Origin of the sequence: Bradyrhizobium sp. AUGA SZCCT0177, assembly GCF_018130125.1 — a bacterium.
Classification (GTDB): Bacteria; Pseudomonadota; Alphaproteobacteria; order Rhizobiales; family Xanthobacteraceae; genus Bradyrhizobium.
Map to the genome: position 1 here is coordinate 25,710 of NZ_JAFCMA010000031.1, position 19,388 is coordinate 45,097.

General features: G+C 63.0%; 15 protein-coding genes. 8 read left to right on the top strand and 7 right to left on the bottom strand.

What is annotated here, in order from left to right:
* Positions 1–217: 217 nt before the first annotated feature.
* The 3 genes from JQ597_RS29585 to JQ597_RS29595 are packed head-to-tail and all read left to right on the top strand — an operon-like array spanning position 218 to position 4,408.
* Positions 218–1,717: a ferritin-like domain-containing protein gene (locus JQ597_RS29585; protein WP_212269011.1), complete on the top strand. Its 1,500-nt coding sequence runs from the start codon at positions 218–220 to the stop codon at positions 1,715–1,717.
* A 37-nt stretch (positions 1,718–1,754) separates the two neighbouring features.
* Positions 1,755–3,272: a LodA/GoxA family CTQ-dependent oxidase gene (locus tag JQ597_RS29590; RefSeq protein WP_212269012.1), complete on the top strand. Its 1,518-nt coding sequence runs from the start codon at positions 1,755–1,757 to the stop codon at positions 3,270–3,272.
* A 2-nt stretch (positions 3,273–3,274) separates the two neighbouring features.
* Positions 3,275–4,408 (top strand): NAD(P)/FAD-dependent oxidoreductase, encoded by a 1,134-nt coding sequence (locus tag JQ597_RS29595; protein ID WP_212269013.1) that lies wholly within the window; start codon positions 3,275–3,277, stop codon positions 4,406–4,408.
* Positions 4,409–4,516: 108 nt separating this feature from the next.
* On the opposite strand, the gene fahA is transcribed toward JQ597_RS29595, so the two are convergent.
* The 5 genes from fahA to JQ597_RS29620 form a co-directional block, all read right to left on the bottom strand.
* A complete protein-coding gene (gene fahA / locus JQ597_RS29600; RefSeq protein WP_212269014.1) occupies positions 4,517–5,788 on the bottom strand; it encodes a fumarylacetoacetase in 1,272 nt (423 codons plus the stop codon).
* Between the two features lie 204 nt (positions 5,789–5,992).
* Positions 5,993–7,339: a homogentisate 1,2-dioxygenase gene (hmgA, locus tag JQ597_RS29605; RefSeq protein WP_212269015.1), complete on the bottom strand. Its 1,347-nt coding sequence runs from the start codon at positions 7,337–7,339 to the stop codon at positions 5,993–5,995.
* A 2-nt stretch (positions 7,340–7,341) separates the two neighbouring features.
* Entirely contained in the window at positions 7,342–8,298 is a 957-nt protein-coding gene (locus JQ597_RS29610) for an MBL fold metallo-hydrolase (RefSeq protein WP_212269016.1), read from the bottom strand.
* Between the two features lie 130 nt (positions 8,299–8,428).
* The gene (locus tag JQ597_RS29615) at positions 8,429–8,656 is read right to left on the bottom strand and encodes a DUF2783 domain-containing protein (protein ID WP_212269017.1); all 228 of its coding nucleotides are present in this window, start codon (positions 8,654–8,656) and stop codon (positions 8,429–8,431) included.
* Complete coding sequence (locus JQ597_RS29620) at positions 8,653–10,278, bottom strand: FAD-dependent oxidoreductase (RefSeq protein WP_212269018.1); 1,626 nt, start codon at positions 10,276–10,278, stop codon at positions 8,653–8,655. The genes JQ597_RS29615 and JQ597_RS29620 overlap by 4 nt, the downstream gene beginning before the upstream one ends.
* A gap of 257 nt (positions 10,279–10,535) precedes the next feature.
* On the opposite strand from JQ597_RS29620, the gene JQ597_RS29625 reads away from it, so the two are divergent.
* Positions 10,536–10,973, top strand: a complete 438-nt coding sequence (locus JQ597_RS29625; protein ID WP_249148314.1) for a MarR family winged helix-turn-helix transcriptional regulator — start codon at positions 10,536–10,538, stop codon at positions 10,971–10,973.
* A 177-nt stretch (positions 10,974–11,150) separates the two neighbouring features.
* Here JQ597_RS29625 and JQ597_RS29630 read toward each other — a convergent pair whose 3' ends face one another.
* Together JQ597_RS29630 and JQ597_RS29635 are read right to left on the bottom strand one after the other, a co-directional pair.
* Positions 11,151–11,495 carry a RidA family protein gene (locus tag JQ597_RS29630; RefSeq protein ID WP_212269020.1) on the bottom strand — a complete coding sequence of 115 codons (345 nt, stop codon included), beginning with the start codon at positions 11,493–11,495 and terminating at the stop codon, positions 11,151–11,153.
* Positions 11,496–11,504: 9 nt separating this feature from the next.
* A complete protein-coding gene (locus JQ597_RS29635; protein ID WP_192735666.1) occupies positions 11,505–12,311 on the bottom strand; it encodes an N-acyl homoserine lactonase family protein in 807 nt (268 codons plus the stop codon).
* A 386-nt stretch (positions 12,312–12,697) separates the two neighbouring features.
* On the opposite strand from JQ597_RS29635, the gene JQ597_RS29640 reads away from it, so the two are divergent.
* From JQ597_RS29640 to JQ597_RS29655, 4 genes are all read left to right on the top strand, one after another.
* Positions 12,698–14,236: a caspase family protein gene (locus tag JQ597_RS29640; protein WP_212269021.1), complete on the top strand. Its 1,539-nt coding sequence runs from the start codon at positions 12,698–12,700 to the stop codon at positions 14,234–14,236.
* Positions 14,237–14,372: 136 nt separating this feature from the next.
* Complete coding sequence (locus JQ597_RS29645) at positions 14,373–15,050, top strand: OmpA family protein (protein ID WP_212269022.1); 678 nt, start codon at positions 14,373–14,375, stop codon at positions 15,048–15,050.
* Between the two features lie 157 nt (positions 15,051–15,207).
* Positions 15,208–16,137: an efflux RND transporter periplasmic adaptor subunit gene (locus JQ597_RS29650; protein ID WP_212269023.1), complete on the top strand. Its 930-nt coding sequence runs from the start codon at positions 15,208–15,210 to the stop codon at positions 16,135–16,137.
* Positions 16,137–19,304 carry an efflux RND transporter permease subunit gene (locus JQ597_RS29655; RefSeq protein WP_212269024.1) on the top strand — a complete coding sequence of 1,056 codons (3,168 nt, stop codon included), beginning with the start codon at positions 16,137–16,139 and terminating at the stop codon, positions 19,302–19,304. The genes JQ597_RS29650 and JQ597_RS29655 overlap by 1 nt, the downstream gene beginning before the upstream one ends.
* The last annotated feature ends 84 nt before the right edge of the window (positions 19,305–19,388 follow it).

Genomic DNA, 19,388 nt, shown 5'->3' on the forward strand with positions numbered 1-19,388 from the left:
CTCGCTTCGGATAGCGGATGGCTTGGCAAAAACTCTTGGACATAGGAATTCCACGGTCCGGTCGAAGCGGCTGACGCATCAGTCAAAAAAGCTTCGATCTCCGATGTAGCGCCTCTGTGAAAAATTCAACCGTTTCAAATTTTCTTGCAGAATTGAATTCTCCCGCTTAGCGTGTATTGTAACAGATCCTAGTGCCTGGCTGGTATCGGTGGCGCGCATGTCTACGCATGAACGTGTGGTCTGGTATAGAGCTCGCCGAGAGGCGCCCGTCGCCAAGCAGAAGCCCCTGGCGCCATCTGCCCCGATGGATGGGCACTTTGATGAACGAACACTCCGGAGCCTGCGCCGCGGGTTCCAAACTCATCAGAGCCGCCAGGCCGACCTCCTGGTCCATCCCGACTTCGGAATTGGCATTCCTGTCGTCGAGGGAGCTGACACCGCCAAGAAGTACGCGATCGGCCTGCTAAAGCTCGCGGCCGAGATCGAGCACGCACTGATGGTGCAGTATTTGTATGCGGCAGACTCAATCGATCCTGAGAAGGATACCGAAAATCTGGCAAAGAAAATTCGCCAGGTAGCGATCGAAGAAATGGGACATCTCGGCACGGTGCAGAACCTGCTGCTCCTTCTGGGTGGTCCTCAAGCATTCCACATGCAGCGAGATGTGATCCGCCGTAAAAGCCCCTTCAATCCCATACCGCTGGTTCTAGAGCCCGTCACACTCCTCTCGCTCGCGAAATACGTTGCCGCCGAAATGCCGGAACATGTACCTGAGGCCCACCAGGCCAAGGTTGACGAACTGGTCGCGCTCGCCAGGTCGGACCTCGGCTTCGAGCCGCGGCGTGTCGGAACGGTCTATGCCATGATCCGCTGGCTGTTCCTGCCCAAAGCGGAAGCGTTGGCATGGATGGACCTGAAAACTTTGGTGCCGGATGCGCCACTGGCGGCCCATCCCCACCTGGAGGAGTCGGACTTCCAGCCGGCGGCCGTGATCGAGGCGTACGAGCTGTTTGGTGGAGATTGGGGAGACGATAGCTCGCTTTTCCTGCTGGAGAGGGCCACCGATCGAGCCAGCGCATTGGCCGCATTGAAATTGATCACCGAACAGGGCGAAGGCTTCGAGCGTAGCGAGGACGCACATTTCAATGAATTCCTTGAACTGGTCGACGCGTTCGAGAAAGCGCCGTTCGGTCGGCCGATTGCCACATCGCCAACGTTGAGCCCGGGGCACGGCGGCGAGAAGCCAACAGTGGTTACGGCGCTCTATACGGGCAAGTGGATGGAAGTGCAGGCGCTGCAATACCAGCTTCTGGTGGTCGGCCTGTTGCACGCAATGAGCCTGCCGCGGACCGGTCCCGACCCGACCTTGGCCGCGGCGCGTGTCGAATTAGCACGCCAGGCCATCGTGGTCATGCGCAGTACACTTTTGCGACTGGCGTCGCACTTGATCAGCCTGCCTGTCGGAGCCACCGGATCAGCCGCCGCCGGCCCGTCTTTCGATCTGGACCCGCGCGTCGCGGAAACTGCTGGCGTAGCCGATTACTTGGCCAGACAACGCGCGATCCTGACCCGACTCTCAGTCCTCTACGGTGAGATCAAGGCCTCCCCGGAGTTCGATGCCGGTTCGACGATCGCCGACTTTTTGCGCGTCTTGCGAAGGCAGGATCGTGAGCGAGGCGACTTCCTTGATACGTTGCCGCCGCCGGCGATGGTCTGATGGGTTTCTTAGATCACAGAGAACGTGGAGGCTGAATATGGCCATCTATCGGATATATCCTTCAATCGGGTTCGCCCGCGTGGGCGGCGACGACGATTTCTTCCTTGGTCCAGAGATTCCAGGTCAGGGCCCCATTGAACTCGACGGCGCGACGGTGACGCGCTTCAAGAGCACGAACCACAAACTCATTCGCAAACAAGCTGCCCGTTTTCGGCTGTTTCAGTCCGATGACGGCGGAACAACCTGGCTTCCGGCGGAGCTCCCTGCGAGCGCCACGGTCGAATGGTCGGTCACGCTGCACAACAAGAAGGCCGCCGTTGTTCGTTCTTCCGAGCCGCCGACGTCTCCCCAGCGACCGGTGATGGATCCTGCGGCCGCCGCCATGAGTATCCAGCCGCCGACTGCGACCATTAGCGGTCCGGGCAAGGTTGGTACGCCGATTGAAGACACATTCACGACCACAGGCAACGGCGGGACCCCGTTCAACGCCCAGGTGAAGCTTGGTCAGTTGCGGACCGACGCGGAGGGGCGCCTGATCGTGCTGGGTGGTGACGGCATCTCGGATTCTCCGACCGGCACACCAATCGGTGGGCTAGCGGGTACAACCTACTACAAGAACCCCAAATGGTACGATGACGTCGCCGATGGCCCAGTGACCGCGACGATCAAACTCACCCCCGACGCCGAACCAATTGCTGCGGAAGGCGGTGCGTGGGTAATCGTGGGACCACCCGACTTTGCGCCAGGCATCGGGGGTATCGTCACACTTTATGACGTTGTCCGGCAGGTTGGAATCGACCAACTCGGCTTCCCGCCGCCACCGCTCATCCCATCCTTTGATCGGGACATCATGCCGATAATTCGGCGCGCGCGCCGTCATCGCTGGGTGCATAATGGACCACAATGGGGCAACGCCGCGTTCGATGCCTCCGACGCCGATCTGCGAAGCAAGGATCCGGCGAAGGACGGTATAAAGGAGGCCGTTCGGAAACGTATTCTCTTGGCCGAGGACGTCACCGAGGGTGGCTTTGCGGGCCATACCTCGCCTGCTGGGCCTCCGTTCAAGCTGCGCAAGCATCAGACTGACGCGCTCAACGCTTGGCTGGCGCGAAACTTTGACGATAAGCCCGCCCCGTTCGACGCAACGCCGACGGCCGAGGGGCTCACCCGCGCGGCACTTGAAGGGGCTGTTGGTCAAGGGTTCTGTCCCGGGATCGAGGCTGGCATTCTCGTCCTCGACAAGACGATATACCGTTCGCCTTTTGACTTTCGGATCGACCATGCGAGTGTGGCAGCGGGCGACCTGACTGCATTGATGGCGCAGCCTTGGCAGGCAGACTTCCTGAAATGCCACACTGAGTGGTGGCCAAGCCAACGGCCAGACCTGGCACCACAATCCAACGATTTCGAGGATAACAAGCGCTGGATTCGCGGGATTGGCGGCAGTGAACACGGCAAGCTGGTCAAGGAGTTCCAGCGGCTCGGCTTCATTGTGCAGACCGGCCCGGAGTCGTTCGTCGAGGCGGAAAGAGATACGACGTTCCCGGTAGCGTGACGATGACGGCGCCCTTCGATGTCGCCGTCATCGGGCCCGGACCGGCAGGCTGCGCTTGCGCTATAGAACTTGCACGGGCGGGGTGGCGTGTTGCGCTCCTGGGTCCGCTCATCGACGATGACTGCCGCTCCGGCGAAGTCATTGGTCCTAACGTCCGCCGGTATCTGCCGGCGGAAAAAGCCTTGAATGGGATTCCCATACGCTTCGTCGCATCGGAATGGGCTGACCAGGGTTTGGAAATGCGCGACCTGCAGCTTGAGACAGGCCGAGCCGCTGTAACAGCCGCTCGGCCTGCCCTTGATCAATATCTCTTGGCCGAGGCTTGTGGCGCAGGGATCCGTCATATCGCGGCGAAAGTTCTCTGGTGTTCGCGGGACGATGCAACCTGGCGAATTCACCTCGCGGGAATCGCCGCGCCACTAGCCGCACGCTTTGTAGTCGAAGCTACCGGGCGCGGCGGTCGCTCACCGGCAGTTGATGGTGCCAAGCGGCACTATCTCGATCGACTGGTCGTGCTTTGGCGCTTGGTTGCCGCGGAAGGCGCCGACGATAACACACTGCATCTCGCAGCCTCGGCAGACGGCTGGTGGTATCGCGTCCCGAACGGACATGGTCGCGACTTCCTTGCCCTGGTGACCGACGCAGATTTGGTGCCAGCCGGCACACGTACTGGCTTTTTCGAGATGTGCGCTGCGCGCACCGAGTTCACGGCGGACATCACAACACCGTTGACGCCGGTGCGGATCACTGACGCCCGGACCTCGCTTCGCCTGCCGCAATCGGCGCCGGGCTGGATACCCATCGGCGATGCTGCGTTCTCATTAGACCCTTTGTCCGGTGATGGCGTTTCGCGCGCACTCGTCGACGGGATCGAAATTGCGCGTTTCCTGACATCCGGCAGTGCACCCGACGGACCGACATGGGATCTGCGCGACGTGGCCGCCGATCGGATGCGGCGTTTGATGCGACAATTGTCGGCACGATTTGACTATTACGCCGCGGTAACTCGCTGGCCGGAGTCCGTGTTTTGGTCCCGACGCCGGTCCGCTGCCGATCTCTACAAACGCGGCGACAAGGCCATCATTTTCCAAGATCCGCGCCGCGCGACAGCTCTCAGCATCGACGGCGGCATCTAGTCGAAACTTCTTCTGCAAGCCCGATGATTTGAAGCGCATCGCGCTACGTGCAGATAAGGCGGGTCAAGGCATCTCCCAACCATAACCCATCCCCGTGCAGCCACGACCTTACTCCGCCCCCACGATCGTGCCTTCGACTTCGCCGAAACCAACGCGGTAGCCGTCGCCCTGGCACCAGCCGCGCATCACGAGCGAATCGCCGTCTTCCAGGAACGTACGCTTGACGCCGCCGGGCAACTCAATCGGCTCGCTGCCGTTCCAGCTGATCTCCAGCAGGCTGCCGCGCTGATCCTTCTCCGGGCCGGAGATGGTGCCGGACCCTAAGAGATCGCCGACATTCATGGCACAGCCGGACGAGGCGTGGTGCACCAATTGCTGCACCGACGACCAGTACATGTACTTGAAATTGGTGTGGCAGATGCCGGCGGCCGCGTTCATGGAGCCGGCGCGCAGGGCGACGTCGAGTTGCATGTCGTAATTGTTCGGCTGCGCCTGGCGCAGATATTCCAGCGGCTGCGGATCCTGTGCGGGACCCTGGACGCGGAACGGCTCCAGTGCCTCGCGCGTCACGATCCACGGGCTGATCGAGGTCGCGAACGCCTTGGCCTGGAACGGCCCCAGCGGCACATATTCCCATTGCTGGATGTCGCGCGCGCTCCAGTCGTTGAGGATCACAAACCCGAAGATCATCTCTTCGGCCTGTTTTTCAGTCAGCATCTCGCCGATCGCCGACGCCTGCCCGACGACGACCCCCATTTCCAATTCGAAATCGAGCCGTTTACACGGCCCAAAACTCGGCACGTCAGCTGTCGGCGGCTTCAATTGCCCGCGCGGCCGGCGCACCCTGGTGCCGCTGACGACGACGGTCGATGCGCGGCCATTGTAGCCGATCGGCATATGCAGCCAGTTCGGCTGCAGCGCATTGTCCTTGCCGCGGAACATGACGCCGACATTGGTGGCGTGCTCCTTCGAGGAATAGAAGTCAGTGTAGCCGGAAACCGCGATCGGCAGATGCAGCGTGACCTCCGCCATGGGCACCAGCGTGCGCTGGCGCAGTTTTTCATTGTCGCGCAGTTCGGGATGATCGTGGCGCAACAGCTCGCTGATCCGCGCCCGCGTCCGCGACCACACCTCCGGCCCGAGCGCCATGAACGCGTTGAGCGATGCGTTCGCGAACACGCCGGGTTCGACGACGTCGATCCGGCAATCCTGCGCGAGCTGCCACAGATCGAGCACATAGTCGCCGATCGCGACGCCAACGCGTGGGGCGAGCCCGTCCTTGGCGGAGAACACGCAGTAGGGGAGATTCTGGATCGGGAAATCCGACGCGGGATCGACCGGGATGAAGGATTTCAGCTTGGGATCGTTGGGATGGGGCATCATTTTTCCCGATGTTGAGTGGCCGGCACTTCACCCTCCCTGGAGGGGGAGGGTCGGCTCGCATGGAGCGAAGCGAAATTCGAGACGGGGTGGGGTGACGGTCTCTCAACTCGGGCACTGTTCGGAACGAGAGACTTCCACCCCACCCCGCCACTCATTTCATGAGTGGCGACCCTCCCCCTCCAGGGGAGGGTAAGAGAACCGTCACGGTTTGTTCGGATCGAATCGCTTTTCCAGTCCCTGCCAGCAATCCGCGTAGTCGTCCTGCAAGGTCGCCGACTTCGCCGCGTGCGCGGTGACGCGCTGCGGGTAGCGGGTCTCGAACATGAAGGCCATGGTGCCGGTGAGCTTCACCGGCTTCAGCTCGCCGTTGCTGGCATGATCGAAGGCCTGGCGGTCCGGGCCGTGCGGCAGCATCATGTTGTGCAGGCTGATGCCGCCGGGAACAAAGCCTTCCGGCTTGGCGTCGTAGACGCCGTAGATCAGCCCCATGAACTCCGACATGATGTTCATGTGGTACCAGGGCGGACGGAAGGTGTTTTCCGCGACCGCCCAGCGCTCCGGGAAAATCACAAAGTCGATGTTGGCGGTGCCCGCGGTTTCCGACGGCGAGGTCAGCACCGTGAAGATCGACGGATCCGGATGGTCGAAGCCGATGGCGCCGACCGGCGAAAAGGTGCGCAGGTCATATTTATAGGGCGCGTAATTGCCGTGCCACGCCACCACGTCGATCGGCGAATGCGGCAGCGTCGTCTTGAACAGCGAACCGCCCCATTTCACGAACAGTTCGGTCGGCGTGTCCTTGTCCTCATAGGCCGCCACCGGGGTGAGGAAATCGCGCGAATTGGCCAGGCAATTGGCGCCGATCGGACCACGTTCGGGCAGCGTGAAGGCGCCGCCATAATTCTCGCAGAGATAGCCCCGCGCCGGCCCATTGGTGAGCTCGACACGGAATTTGACGCCGCGCGGGATCACGACGATCTCGCCGGGTTCGGCGTCAATGCGGCCAAACTCGGTGACAAGGCGCAGATTGCCCTGCTGCAGCACGAACATCATCTCACCATCGGCATTGTAGAAATGCTGATCGACCATCGATTTGGTGATGAGATAGACGTGCGCGGCCATGCCTCCTTGCGTGTTGGCGTCGCCTGCGGTCGTCATGGTCTGCACGCCCTGCAGAAACGTCATGTCTTCTTTCGGAATCGGCGCCGGATCCCAGCGCAATTGCGCGATCGGCAGTTCGTATTCGTGGCATGGCGCGGTGCGCCACAACCCGGCATCGGCCTTCTCAAAACGTCCCGAGTGCTTCACCGAGGGACGAATGCGATAAAGCCACGACCGCTCGTTGGCGCCGCGCGGCGCGGTGAAGGGCGAGCCGGAAAGCTGCTCGGCGTAGAGCCCATAGGCGCAGCGCTGCGGCGAGTTGCGGCCGATCGGCAGCGCGCCGGGCAGCGCCTCGGTCTCAAAGCTGTTGCCGAAGCCGGACATGTAGCCCGGCGTCACGCCAACGGTGCCTCGGGAAATCGTGTCAGGCGAGGTGTTGATATTCATGGTCATCCTCCTCCTTGCAGGGCGGCCCACATTTCCTGATCGCGCTTGTCGGTCCAGATCACGGGATCGTCGATCCCCGAAGCCTCGTCGAACGCGCGCGAGACGTTGAACGGCAGGCAGTGCTCGTAGATCGCAAAGCTGGAAAATTTCGGGTCCATCACCTCGCGCGTCGCCGCCATCGATTCCTTGAGGTTGCGGCCCCTGGCGACCGAGGTCTCGGCCGCGCCATAGAGCGTGGTGACGAAATCGCGCGTCATCGCGATCGCGTCGCGTCCGGTCGCAAGCCCCTTCAGCGCATCGCCGCGGCCGGGCGCGATCGCCTTGGGATTGAAGGCGCGGATTTCGTTCAGGGTCGTCGGCCATTCGCGCAGATGCGCATCGCCGCAATAGCAGGCCGAGTGATACTCGATGAGGTCGCCGGAGAACATCACTTCGGCATCCGGCACCCAGGCCACGATGTCGCCGGAGGTGTGCCCCGCGCCGAGTTGCATCAGGCGCACCTCGCGCTTGCCGAGATAGATCGACATCTCGCCTTCGAAGGTCAGCGTCGGCCAGGTCAGGCCGGGGATGCTCTGGGCATCCTGGAACAGGCGCGGGAAGCGGCCATACTCAGAGTCCCAATCCTGCTGGCCGCGCTCCTCGATCAGGCGATAGGTTTCCGCCGAGGCGACGATGCCCTGCGCCTTGTAGGCGGAAGCGCCTAGCACGCGCACGGCGTGGTAATGCGACAGCACGACATATTTGATCGGCTTGTCGGTGACGGTGCGCACCCGTTCGATCACTTTATTCGCCATCGCCGGCGTCGATTGCGCGTCGAACACCAGGCAGCCATCGTCGCCGACGATAACAGCGGAATTCGGATCACCTTCGGCGGTGAAGGCGTAGAGATCAGTACCGATCTCGGAGAAAGTGATCTTCTTTTCCGCCATGTCCGTGGTGGACGCGAAACCCTTGGCCATCAATTCAATTCCTTTTGCGCTAGCTCTATCCCCGTCATTGCGAGGAGCGAAGCGACGAAGCAATCCACACTTGCTTTGCTGCTCGATGGATTGCTTCGCTGCGCTCGCAATGACGGCATGTTCAAACTTTTCATTGTTGTTGCTGCTGTTGCTGCTGGCTGGCATCGAGCATCCGCCGCTTGGCGAGCGCGATGGCTTCGTTCAGCACCGCGATGTCGCCGATATGGTTGGCGAGCACCAGAACCAGCGCGGCGTCGAGATCGGCGCTCTGCGCATCGCTTAAGCCCCGATGCACCTCGACGATGGCGCGGAAGGCGTCGTCGGGTTTTGCGAAATTCGAACTGGTGGACAGCGTCATGACAGCCCTCGATTGAGACCCGCCGCACGCGCCAACGCCGCATCCAGCGCCGGCCGGGTCGGATGCCGGAAGCGCGCGGCGACATAGCCGTCGGGCCTCAGCAGATAGGCGGTGCCGGGCTCGGCGTCGTAGCGCGTACCCGCAAGGCCCATGGTGTCGGCAAGGCCGTGGTCGCTGCCGATGCGAATGGTTTCCACGCCTTCGGGCGCATCGATCGCGGCACCGTTGCCAAATTCCAGCAACGTGAATTGCGCTCCCCTGCCAACGAAGGCTTCGGTCAGAAACATCGGCTGGCCGCTCGCTGCCGCAATCGGCGCATCCGGCATCGACGCGCCGGGCCGCGGGCCGCCGCGCCACGCATCGCGATCGGCGGTCGACAGCGGCGTGTCATAGGTGGAAGGCACCGACAGCCGTCCGCCATTGACCATGCGCTTGCCGAATTCGGTTTCCTTGGCCAGCGACAGCACCGCCTTGCGCAGCCGCGCCTCCTGTTGCGACACCGGCGCCATGAAATCGGTCGAGCGCGTTGACTCGCGGATGTTCTCGTCCGCCGCGGCGCTGCGTTCGGTGTGGTAACTCTCGAGCAGCGCTTCCGGCGACGACCCGCGCAAGACGCGATCGAGTTTCCAGGCGATGTTCTCGGCGTCTTCGAGGCCTGAGTTGGCGCCGCGGGCGCCGAACGGCGAGACCTGGTGCGCGGCATCGCCGGCAAAGATCACGCGGCCGTGCAAGAACTTCTCCATGCGCCGGCACTGGAACTTGTACAGCGATATCCATTCGAAATCGAACTTGTCGTGGCCGAGCATGCGCGCGATCCGCGGCCGTACATTTTCCGGGCGCTTCTCGACGACAGGATCCGCATCGGGATGCAGCTGCAGGTCGATGCGCCAGATGTCGTCCGGCTGCTTGTGCAGCAGCGCGGAGCGCCCGGCGTGGAACGGCGGATCGAACCAGAACCAGCGCTCGGTCGGGAACGCCGCCGTCATCTTGACGTCGGCGATCAGGAACTGATCCTCGAACACTTGCCCGGCGAATTCCGCGCCCACCATCTGCCGCAACGATGAGCGGGCGCCGTCGCAGGCGACGACGAAGCCGGCATGCAGCCGGTACGGTCCGTCAGGCGTTTCGATCGTCAGCAGCACATGGTCGTTGCGCTGTTCGAGGCCGACTACCTTGTTGCGCCAGCGCAGGTCGATGCCGGAAAGCTCCTGGACCCGATCGACCAGATAGGCCTCGGCATAGAACTGCTGCAGGTTGATAAAGGCGGGCCGCTTGTGGCCCTCTTCCGGCAGCAAATTGAACTGGTAGAGCTGCGAGGCGCCGTGAAAGATCTTGCCGACGCTCCAGACCACGCCCTTGTCGACCATGCGCTGGCCGACGCCGAGCCGGTCCCAGAATTCCAGCGAACGTTTGGAAAAGCAGATCGCGCGCGAGCCCTCGCCGATCCGGTCGGCATCGTCGAGCAGCACCACGGATTGGCCGCGCTGAGCGAGATCGATCGCCAGCGACAGCCCGACCGGCCCGGCGCCGACCACGACGACGGGATGTTCGGCCGCATCAGCACCGGCCCGATCCTGGTCGGGGTGCCTGCGGTAGCCGAATTGGGTTTTGGTCTGGACCATTGGAAGGTTTACTCTGGCCAAGGGTGCGCGGACTTGCTAAATTAGTCGCATCTGCAACTATCTTAAACCCGCTGGCGCCCCCGGCGTCAACTCAAATTGGAGCGATTTTGGCCAACGCGTCGTCCAGCGAGAACAGCGCCCGATCCCGATCCGCGCCCGACAGCGGCACGCGCAAAGACGGGGATAAGGATGGAACGCCTGCGAAAGCCGCAAGAAACGGCGGCCGTCTCGACCTCTTCAAATTCGTACCGTTCCGGCTGAACCGGCTGGCGGCCGAAGTCTCCTCGGCGCTCTCGGCCGAATATCAGGCGCGGTACGGGCTCGACATTCCGGAATGGCGCGTGCTGGCGACGCTGGGTTTTCGCGTTGAGCCCTGCAGCGCGCAATACATCGCCCATTGCACCCGCACCCATAAATCGACCATCAGCCGCGCCGTCACCACGCTGATGAAACGGCAGATGATCGAGCGCGTCGAGAACGAAGAGGACCGCCGCGAATTCCGGCTGCGCATGACGGGAAAAGGCAAGGTGCTGTACGAGGAGCTGATCCCGCGCCTGCTGCGCCGGGAACAGGAGATTTTGTCGTGCCTCTCCGCGCCGGAGCGAAAGGCGTTGGCCGCGCTGCTCGGCAAGATCGAGGCAAGCCTCGACCTCGTGCAGACCAGCGCGGAGGCCGACGCGAAGGAAGCGTATTAATCCTCAACCCTCATGGTGAGGAGGCGCTCTTGCGCCGTCTCGAACCATGAGGCCATAGACGGGCCCGCATCCTTCGAGACGCCGCGCAAGAGCGCGGCTCTTCCAGCGACAACGGCAGAGCCGTTACGCGGGATGAGGGTCTATCAGCACGCCCGCGCGAACTCGAAACCGCGCCGCCTACTTCGTCGCCGTCACCACGATTTCCACGATATGCGGCGGTTCGAGCTCGACGCCGAGGCAGGCGCGCATCGGCGGGTTACTGGTGTCGACCCATTCATCCCAGGCGCGGTTCATCTCGCTTTTGCGCTTCATGTCGGAGATATAGACGATCGCTGACAGGATTTTGCTCTTGTTCGAACCGCACAGAGCAAGGCTCTCGTCGATGCGGGCGAGCGCCTTGACGCTCTGCTCGTACATCGATGATGTGACCGGATCGGGCGCGACCGCCACGGTGAGCACCAGATCGTCGTGAACGACGGCGCGGCTGCGGGTTGGCGTGAGGCCGGGAAAGCGTTCGATCATGGCTTGATCCTACTTCACAAACGATCGTGACGGCGCCAGGTGCAAGGCAAACGCATCGACCTTGTCGCTGGCGCGCGGATAGATTTCGCTCACGATCGGATCATGGCCGGGAATGAAACGATCGGGGTGGCCGGCCAGCTTTTCAACGATCTCCCAGCCCTGCACCATGTCGCCGACATTGTAGACGATCGGAAACGGGCTGCGCTTCTGCAGATTGGCGTAGTAATGCGCGGCGTCCGAGGCCAGCACCACGGGCCCGCGCGCGGTTTCGACCCGCACCACCTGCAAACCATCGGAATGGCCGCCGACGCGATGCACGGTGACGCCGGGCGCGATCTCGCCGTCGCCATTATGGAACGTGACGCGCTCGCCATAGACATGGCGCACCATCAGCGTGACGTGTTCGACGGAGAACGGATGCCGGATCAGGCCGTTGCACATGCAGCGGCCGGTCGCGTAGCTCATCTCGCGATCCTGCAGATGAAACCGGGCGCCGGGGAAGCGGTCGAGATTGCCGGCGTGGTCGTAATGCAGATGGGTGACGACGACGTCCTTGATGCTTGACGCCTTGACGCCGAACGCTTCCAGCGCATCGACCGGATTGAGGTTGAGCTTGCGCGACCGCGCCTTGGCTTCCTCGGCGTTGAAACCGGTATCGACCAGGATCTCGCGGCCGTGGCCGCGGATCAGCCAGACGAAGTAGTCGAGGTCCTGCGCCGTGGTGTCGTGCGGATCCGGTATCAGGAAATTCAGATGAGGGGTGCGCGGCGACATCGTCGCATAGCGCAGCGCGTAGATTTCGTAGGCATTTCCCATCGGTGTCACTTTTCTTGAGGTTTGAGTTTTGGCCGACGTCCGCAACAAGCCATCGTCATCCGCAAAGGTCAAACCGGCAGTGCGAATGACCATCCATGACAGGGCGGCTCAGAACCCCGCCGGTGGCTGGCCGGGCACCAGAGCCACGGCTGCCCCAGGGAAAGGCTCACGCAACCACCGGATGATCACGCACCGCAAATTCACGACGAACGGGATTTATTCCCCTTCAATCCCCAGGGATTCGTCGCGGTGAATTGTCGCAATTAACGCCGCCTTCGCAAGTGGTTGACGGCCTGCGGGGCTCGTTTGATAATGCGGTTTGCGTGGAGTATGGTCGCCGAGGCGCAAGCTGGGATCGGCGCTTTTTTGGCTGGACTGCGGTGATAATGAAAATCCGCCTTGCATTACTTCTCACAGTGATCTTTTCCGTGGCGTCGATCGCCCCGTCGTTCGGGGCCGGCGAGCGTTTTGCGCTGGTGATCGGCAATTCGAAATATCCGGACGCCGAAGCGCCGCTGAAAGAGCCGATCAACGACGCGCGCGATGTCGCCGAAGAACTCAAGCGCGATGGCTTCAACGTCGATATCGGCGAAAACCTCACCGGCGACGGCATGCGCCGGGCCTTCGAGCGCCTGTACGGGAAGATCAAGCCCGGCTCGGTCGCCCTGATCTTCTTCTCGGGTTTCGGCATCCAGGCGAACCGCCAGAGCTACATGATCCCGGTCGACGCGCAGATCTGGGCCGAGGCCGACGTGCGCCGCGACGGCTTCAGCCTCGAGATGGTGCTGGGCGAGATCAACAGCCGCGGCGCCGGCGTCAAGATCGCCCTGGTCGACGCCTCCAGGCGCAATCCGTTCGAGCGCCGGTTCCGCAGTTTTTCCGCCGGACTTGCGCCGGTCATCGCGCCGAACGGCTCTCTGGTGATGTATTCGGCGGCCCTTTCCTCGGTCATTTCGGATAATGGCAGCGATCGCAGCCTGTTCGTGCGGGAACTGCTCAAGGAAATCCGCACCCCCGATTTGATGGCCGAGGAAACTTTGAATCGCACCCGGGTCGGCGTCACCCGCGCCTCGCGCCAGGAACAGGTGCCGTGGATTTCGTCGTCGCTGGCCGAGGATTTCTCCTTCATCCCGGGCGGCGCAGGGCCGAAGCCTTCGAGTCCGCCGCCAGCCCCGCCTCCGGTTGTCGCCGCGCCCTCCCCGCCGCCGGTCGCCGCCGCTCCGTCACCTCCCCCCGCTCCGACACCGGCGCCTGCTCCGGCACCTCCCGCCGGAGCCCAGGTGGCCATTGCGACGCCGGCACCGCCGCCACCTGCACCGCCGCAGCCGCCCGCTCCGCCGCAGCCGCCAAAACAGGTCGAAGTCACCATCCCGCCGCCCGCTCCGCCGGCCAAGCCGACCGAGAGCAACACGGCGATCGCGGCGCTCGCCGATGATCCGACCATCAAGAGCCTCACCGCCAAGCTCAACGACAACCCCGACGATGGGGCCGCGCTGTATCGGCGGGGCCAGGTCTATGCCAGCAAGGGCGCCTACGAACTCGCGATCAAGGACTTCAACAATTCGCTGCGGCTCAACCCGAAGGATGTGGAAGCCTACAACAACCGCTGTTGGGCCCGCACGGTCATCGGCGACCTACAGGCCGCGCTGAAGGATTGCAACGAGGCGCTGCGGTTGCGTCCGAATTTCGTCGATGCGCTGGACAGCCGCGGCCTCGTCAACCTCAAGAGCGGACAGACCAAGAATGCAATTGCCGACTTCGACGCCGCGCTGAAGATCAACCCGAGATTGACCTCGTCGCTGTACGGACGGGGCATTGCCAAGAAGCGCAACGGCTCGATCCCGGAAGGCGATCTGGATATTAGCAACGCCAAGGCGATGGATCCGAATATCGTTAAGGAATTCGCCGATTACGGGGTACAGTGACGATTATTTGACGCTAACTGGCAGCCTCCTCGAACCGACAGGCGGGCGGCTAGACTAACGGTAATAGGCCGCGACCGGATTGGTCCGGCATCTCATTTGAATCACGTTTTGGAACCACGCGCAGGAGGGACTGCTAATGTCACAGAGCTCTGGAACAAAGACCCTGACCGGGCTCCTTTCGATCGCGACGCTCGGCGCCGCCCTCTGCTTTGGCATGGCCAGCGCGGTTGCCGAGGAGAAGGCCAAGGACAAGAATGTGACCGAGGATCAGATCCTCCGCGCGCTGGTGCCGGAAAAGAAGCCGCTGACCCGCGGCCTGTCGGTCGGTCCGCAGCAGGTTGATCAGGCCGCAGTTGCCGCCGAAGGGCAGTTCGTCCAGAAAATCCGCGGCCGCTCGACGCGGTCGCTGTCGTTCAGCGAGCGTGAAGAGATCGCCGCCATCGTCAAGGACAAGCCCAAGATCGATCTGGAAATCAACTTCGACTACAACTCGGCCGATATCAGCCCCAGATCGCTGGCATCGGTTCAGGCGCTCGGCCGCGCATTGTCCAATTCCGACCTGAAAGGCTCGACCTTCGTGGTCGCCGGTCATACCGACGCAGCCGGCGGCGAAGGCTACAACCAGGACCTTTCCGAGCGGCGCGCCGACGCGATCAAGCGCTATCTGGTCGATAAATACGGCATCAACGGCACCGATCTGGTGACCGTCGGTTACGGCAAGAGCAAGCTGAAGGACTCGAACCAGCCGATGGCCGAAGCCAATCGCCGCGTGCAGGTTGTGAACATGGAAAACAAGGCCACTGCGTCCAAATAGCCTGTTCAAGTACGGCGTGGCGTTGACCTAGATTTTCCGGCTACAATGCGTTCCGCAGCACCCTTGCGGGACGCATTTTGTTTTGGGTTCATTGTGATTTTTCGGTGAACCGGATGCACCCCGCTTCATTTGACTTCCAGTCTGGATTGATCCGGCGATGAAACTCTCCGAATACCTCAAACCTGCGCTCGGAGTAGCGTTCGTTGTTGTTGTGGGTGGCTTCTACTACTGGTTCGAGCACCGCTCCCGTCCCGAGCCCAAGGATACGCCGAGCCAGGCGCTGGTGATCGTGACCAAATCCACCAATGCCTGCTTCTCCGACATGGTGCGGGTCACCGGATTTATCGTGCCGCGCCGCGAAGCGCAGGTCGGCGTCGATCAGGAAGGCTCCAGGGTCACCGATGTCTTCGTCCGCGAAGGCGACATGGTGGCGGACAATCAGGAATTGGCACGCCTGACCGCGCCGCCGCAGCAGCCGGGAGCTCCGGGCGGCGGCAGGACCGGACCGATATCGCTGCGCACGCCTGGCCCAGGCCTCGTTACCGAAGTCAGGACCGCCGTCGGCGCGCCGGCCTCGCCGCAGGCCGGACCGATGTTCCGGATTTCGGTCAACAACGAGATCGAGCTGGAGGCCGAAGTGCCGAGCGTCCATCTGCTCAAGCTCAATCCCGGCGCCACGGTGCGGATCAGCCGCGACGACGCGCCCGATCTGGTCGGCAAGATCCGGCAAATCTCGCCGCAGATCGACCGCGCCACCCAGCTCGGCAAGGTCAGGATTTCGCTGAACAACAATCCCTCGCTCAAGGTCGGCATGTTCGCCCGCGCCAATATCGACGCCAAGCGCAGCTGTGGCGTCGCGGTGCCGCGTACCGCCATCGACCGCCTGACCCTGCAGGTGGTCAAGGAGAACAACAGGATCGAGACGCGAAAAGTCCGGGTCGGCCTGACGTCGGACACCTCTACGGAAATTCTTGAAGGCCTCGCCGTCGGTGAAACCGTCGTGGCCGATGCTGGAACCTCGCTGCATGACGGCGACCAGATCAAGACCATGTTTGCCGACGAACTCGAGCGCACGCGGACACGATAATGGCTTTGAATATCTCGGCATGGTCGATCCGGAACCCGCTTCCGTCCATCGTATTTTCAATCATCCTTCTGGTGCTGGGATGGGTCAGCTTCACCAAGCTCGCGGTCACGCGGCTGCCGAGCGCCGACATCCCCGTGATCTCGGTGGCGGTCTCGCAGTTCGGCGCGGCGCCCTCGGAGCTTGAATCTCAGGTCACCAAGACGATCGAGGACGGCGTATCCGGCGTCGAGGGCGTGCGGCACATTTCGTCGTCGATTACCGATGGCCTGTCGCTGACCACGATCCAGTTCGCGCTCGAGACCAACACCGACCGCGCGCTGAACGACATCAAGGATGCCGTCACCCGCGTCCGCGCCAGCCTGCCGCAAAACGTCACCGAGCCGCTGATCCAGCGCGTCGACGTGATCGGCCTGCCGATCGTCACCTATGCCGCGATCTCTCCGGGCAAGACGCCGGAGCAGCTGTCCTACTTCGTCGACGACGTCGTCAAACGCGCGTTGCAGGGCGTCCGCGGCGTCGCCCAGGTCGAGCGCATCGGCGGTGTCGAGCGCGAGATTCTGGTCTCGCTCGATCCCGACCGGTTGCAGGCCTCGGGGCTTACCGCCGTCAATGTCAGCCAGATCCTGCGCGGCACCAATGTCGACCTCGCCGGAGGCCGCGCCGGAATCGGCAATAACGACCAGGCGATCCGCACCCTGGCCGGCGCCAAGACGCTGAACGAACTCGCCGGCACCATGATCCCGCTGTTCGGCGGCGGCGAGGTGCGGCTCGACGATCTCGGCACCGTCACCGACACCATCGCCGATCGCCGGACCTTTGCCCGCTTCAACGGCGAGCCGGTGGTCGCGCTCGGCATCAAGCGCTCGAAGGGCGCCAGCGACGTGGTGGTCGCGGCCGCCGTGCAAAAACGCATCGATGCGCTGAAGGCGGCCTATCCCGACGTCGACCTGAAGATGATCGACACGTCGGTCGATTTCACCAAGGGCAATTACGAGGCGGCGATCTCGACCCTGTTCGAGGGTGCTATTCTCGCCGTCGTTGTCGTGCTGTTGTTCCTGCGCGATATCCGCGCCACGATCATCGCCGCGATCTCGCTGCCGCTGTCGATCTTCCCGGCGTTCTGGGTGATGGATCTGCTCGGCTTCTCGCTCAACCTCGTCAGCTTCCTCGCCATCACGCTGTCGACGGGTATTCTGGTCGACGACGCCATCGTCGAGATCGAAAACATCGTCCGCCACATGCGCATGGGCAAGACGCCCTACCGCGCTGCGTTGGAAGCCGCCGACGAAATCGGCCTCGCCGTGATCGCGATCTCGCTGACCATCATCGCGATCTTCGCGCCGGCAAGCTTCATGTCCGGGATCGCCGGGCAGTTCTTCAAGCAATTCGGCATCACCGTGTCGGTGCAGGTGTTCTTCTCGCTGCTCGCGGCGCGCTTCGTCACGCCGGTGCTGGCGGCCTACTTCCTCAAAGATCACCCGCATGAGGATCCGCCGCCCGGGCGCTTGCTGAAGGCTTACACCAGGCTCGTGACATGGTCGGTGAAACACTACTTCATCACCGTGCTGGCCGGACTTGCGATATTTGCCGCCTCGATCTGGAGCATCACGCTGCTGCCGCAGGGCTTCCTGCCGGCGCAGGACACCGCGCGCTCGCTGCTGGCGATGGAGCTGCCGCCAGGCTCGCAACTCGCCTACACCGAGAAGGTGACGGAAGAAATCGTCCAGCGCCTGCGCAAGCGCCCGGAGATCAAGAGCATATTCGTCGATGGCGGCCGGGTGCCGCCGGGAACGCAGGAAGTGCGGCGCGCCGCGCTGATCATCAACTACACGCCGAAGAAAGACCGCGACAGCAAGCACACCCAGCGCCTGCTCGAGCTCGATATCAGCAAGGAACTGGAAAACGTCCCGGACATCCGGTTCTGGTTCCTCGATGAAAACGGCCTGCGTGCGATTTCGCTCGTCGTGACCGGCATCGACAGCAACATCGTCGGCAACGTCGCCAACGAACTCGCGACCCAGATGAAGCGGATTCCGATCATCGCCAACGTGATCTCGGAAACCTCGCTCGACCGGCCGGAGCTTCGGATTCGCCCAAGGGCCGAACTGGCCGCACGGCTTGGCGTCTCCACCGAAAGCCTGTCGCAAACCATCCGCGTCGCCACCATCGGCGACGTCGGCCCGGCGCTCGCCAAGTTCGATGCCGGCGACCGCCAGGTGCCGATCCGCGTCCAGCTCGAGGACAGCGCGCGCGGCGACCTGCAGATGCTGCAGCAATTGCGGGTGCCGCTCGGCCAGCGCGGAGAGCGCGGCGGCGTGCCGCTGTCTGTCGTCGCCGACATCCAGCTCGACCAGGGCCCGACCAGCATCAACCGTTACGACCGGGAACGGCAGGCCACCGTCGCAGCCGACCTCGTCGGCACCGCGGCGCTGGGCGACGCTACCAAGATGATCTACGACCTGCCCGTGATGAAGAGCCTGCCGAAGGGCGTCAAGGTCAGCCCGTCGGGCGACGCCGAAAGCCTGGCCGAATTGTCGGACGGCTTTGCCACCGCCATCACCGCCGGCCTGATGATGGTCTACGCGGTGCTGGTGCTGTTGTTCGGCACCTTCCTGCAGCCGATCACCATCCTGTTCTCGCTTCCGCTTTCGATCGGCGGCGCGATCGCAGCCTTGCTGCTGACCGGCAAGCAGCTGACCACGCCGGTGTGGATCGGCATCCTGATGCTGATGGGCATCGTCACCAAGAACGCCATCATGCTGGTGGAGTTCGCGGTCGAGTCGATCCGCGAAGGCAACAAGCGCGATTTTGCGATCATCGACGCCGGCATCAAGCGCGCCCGCCCGATCATCATGACCACCATCGCGATGGCGGCCGGCATGATGCCGTCAGCGCTGGCATTCGGCGCCGGCGGCGAGTTCCGCTCGCCGATGGCGCTCGCCGTGATCGGCGGTCTGGTGTTCTCGACAGTGCTGTCGCTGGTGTTCGTGCCGGCGATGTTCATGATGATGGACGATCTCGGCGCGCTGATCTGGCGCTACGGCAAACTGCTGCTGGCCTCGGAAGCCGAGAGCGACGATGTTCCGCCGGGCGGCCATCACACCGCACCGCCTCCAGCCAAGGGGCCGCCGCCGGTCCCGCCGGCGATGTCGCCCGCAGCGAAGTGAGGAGCTTTCCACCCACGCAAGCCCTCAACGGTCGATAGCCGAGATCGCCTGCGGCTCTGCAGGCGCTTGCATCGCGCCGTTCAT